Annotated in this window: 6 protein-coding genes; 2 read left to right on the top strand and 4 right to left on the bottom strand. The window is 64.7% G+C overall.

Features of this window, described 5'->3' with window-relative positions; all coding sequences use genetic code 11:
• Window positions 1–59: 59 nt before the first annotated feature.
• Both BLS11_RS17575 and BLS11_RS17580 read right to left on the bottom strand, forming a co-directional pair.
• Window positions 60–2,390, bottom strand: a complete 2,331-nt coding sequence (locus tag BLS11_RS17575) for a glycoside hydrolase family 3 N-terminal domain-containing protein (RefSeq protein WP_175454495.1) — start codon at window positions 2,388–2,390, stop codon at window positions 60–62.
• A gap of 1,064 nt (window positions 2,391–3,454) precedes the next feature.
• On the bottom strand, window positions 3,455–4,474 hold the full coding sequence (locus BLS11_RS17580) for a DUF7972 family membrane protein (RefSeq protein ID WP_092539101.1): 1,020 nt from the start codon (window positions 4,472–4,474) through the stop codon (window positions 3,455–3,457).
• A gap of 335 nt (window positions 4,475–4,809) precedes the next feature.
• On the opposite strand from BLS11_RS17580, the gene BLS11_RS17585 reads away from it, so the two are divergent.
• Complete coding sequence (locus BLS11_RS17585) at window positions 4,810–5,919, top strand: SDR family oxidoreductase (RefSeq protein WP_092539116.1); 1,110 nt, start codon at window positions 4,810–4,812, stop codon at window positions 5,917–5,919.
• 41 nt (window positions 5,920–5,960) lie between these two features.
• Complete coding sequence (locus BLS11_RS17590) at window positions 5,961–6,746, top strand: helix-turn-helix transcriptional regulator (RefSeq protein ID WP_092539102.1); 786 nt, start codon at window positions 5,961–5,963, stop codon at window positions 6,744–6,746.
• A gap of 11 nt (window positions 6,747–6,757) precedes the next feature.
• Here BLS11_RS17590 and BLS11_RS17595 read toward each other — a convergent pair whose 3' ends face one another.
• Window positions 6,758–7,051 (bottom strand): DUF7968 family protein, encoded by a 294-nt coding sequence (locus BLS11_RS17595; RefSeq protein WP_092539103.1) that lies wholly within the window; start codon window positions 7,049–7,051, stop codon window positions 6,758–6,760.
• Between the two features lie 79 nt (window positions 7,052–7,130).
• A partial coding sequence (locus BLS11_RS17600) for an NAD-dependent epimerase/dehydratase family protein (RefSeq protein WP_139172821.1) occupies window positions 7,131–7,663 on the bottom strand: 533 nt, incomplete at its 5' end.

A 7,663-nucleotide genomic window follows, 5' to 3' on the forward strand; every position in this document is an offset into this window, starting at 1 on the left:
CGCGAACCGAGACGGAACCGCGACCGAATCGAACCCCCGACGCGACCGACCGCGGGTCGCTACTCCGCGTCGGCGACGTTCGTCTCGGCGAAGTACGTCCGACCGGTGGACGGCACTTCCTTCGTTCCGGTCACCTCGAACGGCGCGGAGGCGGCGATGTCGCTCGCGGAGTGACCGACTCGGAACTCGTAGGGGCCTTCCTCGACGGTGAGGTCGAAGTCCCGGTCGTAGAAGGCGAGTTGCGACGCGTCCACCTCGAACTCGACGCGTCTAGCCTCGCCCGCCTCCACGGAGACTCGCCGGAATCCGACGAGTTCCTGAACGGGGCGGGCCTGACTGGGGTTATCGGCGCTGGCGTACAACTGCACCACGTCGTGACCTGCCCGGTCGCCGGTGTTCTCCACGGTGACCTCGGCGGTAATCGTCCCGGCGGGCGCGAGTTCGTCCGCGGAGAGGGCGAACTCGCGGTACTCGAAGTCGGTGTAGCTCAGGCCGTGGCCGAAGGGATAGAGCGGGTCGCTGCCCACGTAGACGTGCTCTTCGTTCGCGGAGTTGGGCTTCCGACTGTAGTGGACCGGCAGTTGGCCGACGGTGCGCGGGACGGAGACGGGGAGGTGGCCGCCGGGGTTGTGTTCGCCGAACAGGACGGAGGCGATACCCTCGCCGCCGCGTTCGCCCGGCAACCACGCCTGCAGGACCGCGGGGACTTCCTCGGCAATCTTTTCGATGGAGTGGGGCTTTCCGCTGACGACGACGACGACGAGGGGCGTCTCCGTCTCGTTGAGGCGGTCTACGAGGTCTTGTTGGACGCCGGGGAGGCCGAGGTCCGTCACGTCGCACCCCTCACCGCTCGTGGCGACGCTCGGCATATTGACTCGCTCTCTGTCCGACTCCGAGAAGTCGACGGCGGAGCGCGCGCCGACGAACGCGACGGCCACGTCGGCGTCCGCGGCCGCATCCGCGGCGGCGTCGAATCTCCCCGTGGCCGGACCGGTCGTCGTACACCCCTGATCGAAGGCGACGTCGAACCCGAACTCCGCGCCGCGGGCGTCGATGGCGTCGAGGGGCGTCGTGGCGTCGAGTTCGACCTCCTCCTCGGGGTAGTGGGCGGGGTAGGCGTAATCGCCCATGAGTTCCTGAGCGTCGTCCGCCTTCGGCCCGATGACGGCGATCGAGTCGATCTCCTCGCCGACGAGGGGGAGGAGGTCGTCCTCGTTCTTCAGGAGCGTCATCGACTCGCGGGCGGCCCGCGCTGTGAGTTCCTCGGCCGCCTCGGTGCCGAACGGTTCGGACGCCGCCTCGGCGTCCACCGTCGAATCGTCGAGCACGCCCTTTCGCGCCTTCGCGCTGAGGACGCGCCGGACGGCGGTATCGACCGCCTCCTCGGAGAGGCGGCCGGCCTCGACGGCCTCGACGAGGTGGTCGCCGTAGCAGTCCGTGTAGGGGAGTTCGACGTCGATGCCCGCTTCGAGAGCCATCACGCCCGCCTCCTCCTCGTCGGCGGCGATACCGTGTTCGCTCCGGAGGAATTCGACGCTGTAGTAGTCCGAGACGACCGTCCCGTCGAAGCCCCACTCACCGCGGAGGACGTCCGTCAGCAACCACTCGTCGCTGGCACACGGAATCCCGTCAATGTCGTGGTAGGCGTTCATCACCGATTCGGCGTTCGCCGTCCGGACGGCTGCCTCGAAGGGGAACAGGTGCGTCTCGCGGAGTTCGCGCCGACCGATTTCGACCGAACTCCGATTCTTTCCGCCCTCGCCGACGCTGTGGCCGGCGAAGTGTTTGAGCGTCGCGGAGATGCCGTCGCCGTCGCCCTGCAGACCTTCGACGTACCCGCAGGCCATCGCGGCGACCAAGTACGGGTCCTCGCCGAACGTCTCCTCGACGCGGCCCCACCTGAGGTCACGCGCGACGTCGAGGACGGGCGAGAGGGCGTGTTTCGTCCCGATAGCCTCAAGTTGGGTTCGAATGGTGCCGGTTATCTCCTCGACGAGGTCTGGGTCCCACGTGCTCGCGAGTCCGATGGACTGCGGGAACGTCGTTCCCTCCGGCCCCATATACCCGCTCAGACACTCCTCGTGGGGGATGGCGGGAACGCCGAGGCGCGTCTCCTCTCGGAGGTACGTCTGAATCTCGTTCGTGACGCGGGCCGCCTCGGTCGGCGGAAGACTCCCCTCGCCGCCGATTCTGGTCAGGTGGCCGACACCGTCCGAGAGGTGTTCTTCGAGGGCGCTCTCGTCGAGGTTTCCGTCCTCGTCGAGGAGTTTGTCGGCGTTCACCGAGCCCAGTTGCGCGGCCTTCTCCGCCAGCGACATTCGGTCGAGGAGTTCCTCCACTCGCCGGTCGGCGGCCGTTCTATCGAATCCGCTATCGTGACTAATCTGCATCACCGTGTTCCTCGTTATCTCCTCTCTTAATAGTTCGGTCACGGGTAACTGTGGGGGGACATCGAACCACCTGTAGCATCTCGTGTTATATGTTCTCTGAGAGAGAACAGAGAGCGTCGTTTTAGCGCTCGTCTTCGCTGCGCAAACTCCATACCGATGGTATCTTCCGTCTCTATCGGGCGCGGTTCCGATAGAGACTCGGTCAGCGCGTCGATAAATTCGTTTTCGTATAGAGAATGGGGTGCTCTCCGCGCCCTGTGAGACGACGTATCGAACTCGCAGGCATTACAACACTATATCCGTAACCCTCTCTGTCTGCACGTTCCGTAATAGATAACACGAAAACATCACTACAGAACAGATGATGTCGAATTCTGCGGCATTCGACCGGACCCTCCTTCCGAACCGCACCCCTAAAGAGCAGTATTGAGGTGCTCCCTCGCCGAATCCCCCTTACCGATTTACTGGGATACAAACTGCCGACCGTTCGGGGTAAGTTAGGAGCACACGACGCTCGGGTCCACCGGGATGAAAGTCAGTCAGATTTGCCTCGGTTGCACGAACTCCGGAAGCGACCGGATGCTCGTCGCGACTCGATAAATGGCATAGAAGTTTCTTTCAAAAATAAACACCAGATATGTTCAAACAGACTACCAACCGGAACCCGCCGGTGGACGACATTCCCGACGGCGAGTGTACTGTCCGTCGGAGCGTTTCACGCGGCCTAACGGCGCTTTATCTGCCGTGGGTTCCCTCTCTAATCGCGGGGTATCTCGTATAGTCGGCGGAATCGAAGAAGCTGGATGAATAGTATGGTATATGCGTAAATAGATCACTTATAGTCGCAATATGGTAATAAATTAGGGTCTCGTGGACATATAGGTGATAATTCACTACGTATGTTTGTTTACCATCGTCAACGTTGAACCTCTCGGGTTGAGGTAGAAAACTCCTATAACATTTAACGACATCAAGTTTATAGGGGCGGATAGACGACTACTCGATGGTGGGTTCCAAACGGCGTCTGACAGGATACGGCGTCGAATCGAGGAGAAAATGCACCGTCACTCGCCGTCGGACGACCCGGTACGGTCCGCGTGTCGCGCCCTCGACTCCCGGTTCCACCCTTCCCGCGCCTCCTGGGGCCGCGAGACGAACGGCCCCTCCGAAATCGTCCGCTCGGCCACGCTCGCGACGCGGAACAGGTACGCCGACAGGACGGCGAGGGGGGAGAACGCCACCGTGAACAGAGCGCTCACGACGACCAGACGAACCCACCCGGTGCCGACGGCCGACGGCGTCCGTAGCAGACCGAGGACGACGACGACGAGGAGGGCGGGCAGGCCGACGTAGAGGAGTCGCCGGGAGAGATGCGCGAGGACGCGTTGCGTGTAGGTACTTCGGAACTGCGAACGGGCGACGCTGAACAGCTCCAGCGTCTGTATCATGTGCGAGAGCGCGTCTAGCGACTCCTCGGAGAGTTCGTCTTCGTACTCCTCTCTGAGGCGGCGCGCCTCTATCAACTGGTACGAGTCGTCGTACTCCAACACCGGAAGGAGGGCGTTGATGCGCCCGAGATGGGCCTGTTCGAGCGACTCCTGCGCTCGTCTCGACTCGTCGAGGACGTTCGCGGCGTACTCCTCGACTGCGTCGCGAACCTCCGAATCCGTCTCGGGGCGAGCGTTCTCGGCCAGCGTTTCGGCCTCGGACTCGATGGCCCGCACGACGAAGGCGAGAAACCCCGTCGGGAGCACCGGACTCGGTTCCGCGCCGGCCGCCTCCTCGACGTCGTGGCGGTACTCTCGGACGTCCTCGATTCGCCGTCGAATCTCCCCCGGAGAGGCGAGTTCCTGCGAGAGGACGAGTTGGTTTATCCCGAGGACGATGGAGAGGAAGGCGATGAGTCCGGGGACGAACCCCCCGACGACGCTGCGAACCGTCGCTTGGTCTTCGAGGGTGACGACGCCGAGGTGACCGAGAGACAGGAGCGTCAGAAACGCAACCGCCAGCAGTAGCGACGCGACTACGTGCCTGTTCCCGCCGATGAGCGTCCACTCTACGATTCGCCGTCGGGCGTCAGCCATCGGTCGTGACACCGACCCCTCCGTGTGGATTCACACCCGGTGTACGTCCGTCGGCCGGAAAAAGTTGGGTCGCCGTCTCGGCGTCGACGGGCACGACTCGACGGACGTGACTCTACGATCGATCGAACCGGCGCGAAACCTCCTCTCTCCGGATACACTGTCCGAACCGGACATTTCGTGGCTATTGCAGGGACAATATACAAACGCGGCCCGCCGGTTAGCCGGAACGTGAGCCGTCATATGATTCCCGACAACGCTTCCGTCGAACGCGGCGACTGCGTCGCGTTCGAAACGGCCGACGAACCGGCGGACGGCGACCGGAGGGGGTCGGCGTGATCGGTACGGGTCCGAACCTCAAGAGCGTCGAGGACCAAGTAATCGTGATAACCGGCGCGTCGTCCGGAATCGGGCTGACGACGGCGCGGATGGCCGCCGAACGCGGGGCGAGCGTCGTCGTCGCCGCGAGAAGCGAGGACTCGTTGCGGGAGTTGACCGAGGAGATTCGGGCCGACGGCGGCGAGGCGGAGTACGTCGTCGCCGACGTGCGAAACCGAGACGACGTGCGCGAAATCGCGGCGACGGCGCGGGAGTCGTTCGGCGGGTTCGACACGTGGGTGAACAACGCGGGCACGTTCGTCTACGGCAAACTGCAGGAGGTGCCCGTCGAGGACATGCGCGACCTGTTCGAGACGAACTACTGGGGGGTCGTCTACGGGTCGCTCGAAGCCGCCGAACACCTGAAGCAGACGGAGGACGGCGGCGCGATAATCAACGTCGGGAGCGTCGTCTCCGACCAAGCGGTCCTCCTACAGGGGACCTACTCGGCGTCCAAACACGCCGTCGAGGGGTTCACCGACGCCTTCCGGATGGAACTCGAAGAGGAGGACGCGCCCGTCTCCGTGACCCTCGTCAAACCGAGCGCGATAGACACGCCGTATCCGAGTCACGCGAAGAACCACATGGACGTGGAGACGGACATTCCGAAACCGGTGTACGCGCCGGAGACGGTGGCGCGGACGATTCTCTTCTGCGCCGAACGCCCGCGGCGCGACGTGTACGTCGGGTCCGGCGGCAAGAGTATACAACTGCTCGGCCGCTACGCGCCGGAACTCGCGGACCGAATCATAGAGACGGTGTTCTACCGCTTCCAACGGAAGAAGACGCCGCGTCGCCCGAGACAGTGGAACAGTCTCGACGACGCGTCGGGGAACCTCGAAGAACGGGGCAAGTACGACGGCCCCGTCATGGAACGGAGCCTCTACACGAAAGCCTCCCTCCGGTCCGCGCTCTCCGGCGCGGCACTCGTCGGCGTCGGCCTGACCGCCGCCGCGTTGTACCTCCGGAGCAAACTGGGGCGCTCCGACGGCGACGCCGGACGCGTCCGAGAGGAGATTCGAGAGAGCGTCGACCCCGAGGACTCCCGCCTCCCCTTCCCGCGACTCTGACGCTCCCGAGCTATTTTCTCGAAGCGAGCGGTAATGGGGGTATGGATTCGGACGACGCCGCGCAGTTTCTCGCCGGGACGCCCGACAGGCGGCGTCTGCTCGCGCGCCTCGCGCGGGACTCGGCTTCGCCGGCGGAACTCGCGGACGAACTCGACCTTCCCCGACGGAGCGTCCAGCGACACCTCGGCCAGTTCGCGGACCGGGGGTGGGCCGAGTCGTCGGGCGGGACGTACCGCCTGACCGTGACGGGCGAACTCGTCGTCGAGGAGCACGTAACGTACCTCGACTCCTTGGACCGCATCGACGCGTTCGGTCCGTTCTTCCGCCACCTCCCCGACCGGACGCACGCTCCGGACCCGAGGTGGCTCGAAGACGCGACGCTGACGGCGGCCAGCCCGGAGAACCCGCAGGCCCCGGTCAGGGAGTACCTCGACAGCGTTCGGGCGTTCGACACCGAGCGGATACGGATGATTTCGCCCGTCCTCAGTCGGTTGTTCCACGAGGCGCACGCCGAACTCGCGTTCGACGGCGTCCGCACGGAACTGGTGATGTCCGAGGAGACGATACGGCGCGCCCGCGAGTTGAACCCCGCCGAGTTCTCGGTGGTCGTGAGCGTCGGCGTTCTCGACCTATACCGCTACCCCGAGGACGTCTCGTTCGGCCTCACGTTGGGCGACGACCGACTCCTGATGGGCGCGTACGACGGCGAGGGGCAACTCAAGGCGTGCGTCGAGTCGAACAACCCCGAGTTCGTCCGGTGGGCCGGCGACCTGTTCGAGCGATACCGGGACGAGTCGGACCCCGTCGGCCCCTCGATACTGGGGTGACCGAGCGACGGTCACTCCGAATCCGAAGCCGGTTCGAAGACCAGTTCCGTCTCCTCGCCGAGCAGTTCCCCTCCGCGCACCGACTCCACGCGGAGGGTGACGTCACGCGTGCTTCCGCACCCCCTGCTGACGAACTCGTCCCACTCCGCTCCGACCGACACCGGCCCCGAGCGGGTTCGACGGAGGTACGAACGATAGGCGTCGGCGTCGAGGGCGTCCGCCGTTCGTTCGTCGGGCGGCGAGAACGAGAGCACCACCCGAGAAGCGCTCTCGGACGATTTCGACGGCGTTCGGTCGTTCTTCACGGCGGGGGTACGTTCTCTCCGGACAAGTGTCTGTCTCTCGTCCCGCGTTTCGGCGTCGAGTTACATCGCCGCCGAACTGCTACCCGTCGAGCACTTCCGCCGAATTGTCGCGCGGTTCGTAACCGATAGCCTGCATCGTCTCGGTGAGTGAGAAGTACCTGTCGTCGTTTCGCGACACCGCGTTCACCGTCACCGGACTCTCGGAGAGGTCAGAGAGGGCGGCTTTCCGGTGGACGTCGCGGCAGTCGCGGGGACTGAGCCACGTCGAACGGGCGAACCGAGCCTTCTCCGGTTCGACGTCGTCGCCGGTGTTCGATTCGAGGTCCTCGGCGCTCATGTACCACCCGATGCGGAGGTTGACGACGTCGAGGCCGTGACGGGTGGCGTAGAGGTCTGTCAGTCCCTCGCAGGCGACTTTGCTCACGCCGTAGAACGAGTCCGGACGCATCGGCGCGTCGGCCCGAACGGGCTCCGCGTCGGCCAGCGTCATCTTCTCGGGGTCGTGTTCGTCGGCGGCGTTGTACATCCCCACGGCGTGGTTCGAACTCGCGAACACCATCCGGTCGACGCCGTTCTCGACCATCGCGTCGAGGACGTTCTTCGTCCCCTCGA

Source organism: Halopelagius longus (assembly GCF_900100875.1).
GTDB classification, from domain to species: domain Archaea; phylum Halobacteriota; class Halobacteria; order Halobacteriales; family Haloferacaceae; genus Halopelagius; species Halopelagius longus.

Excerpts from the sequence above, each read along its gene's own strand:
- BLS11_RS17590 (WP_092539102.1), top strand. The coding sequence starts at position 5,961 with ATGGATTCGGACGACGCCGCGCAGTTTCTCGCCGGGACGCCCGACAGG.
- BLS11_RS17575 (WP_175454495.1), bottom strand. The coding sequence starts at position 2,390 with ATGCAGATTAGTCACGATAGCGGATTCGATAGAACGGCCGCCGACCGG.
- BLS11_RS17580 (WP_092539101.1), bottom strand. The coding sequence starts at position 4,474 with ATGGCTGACGCCCGACGGCGAATCGTAGAGTGGACGCTCATCGGCGGG.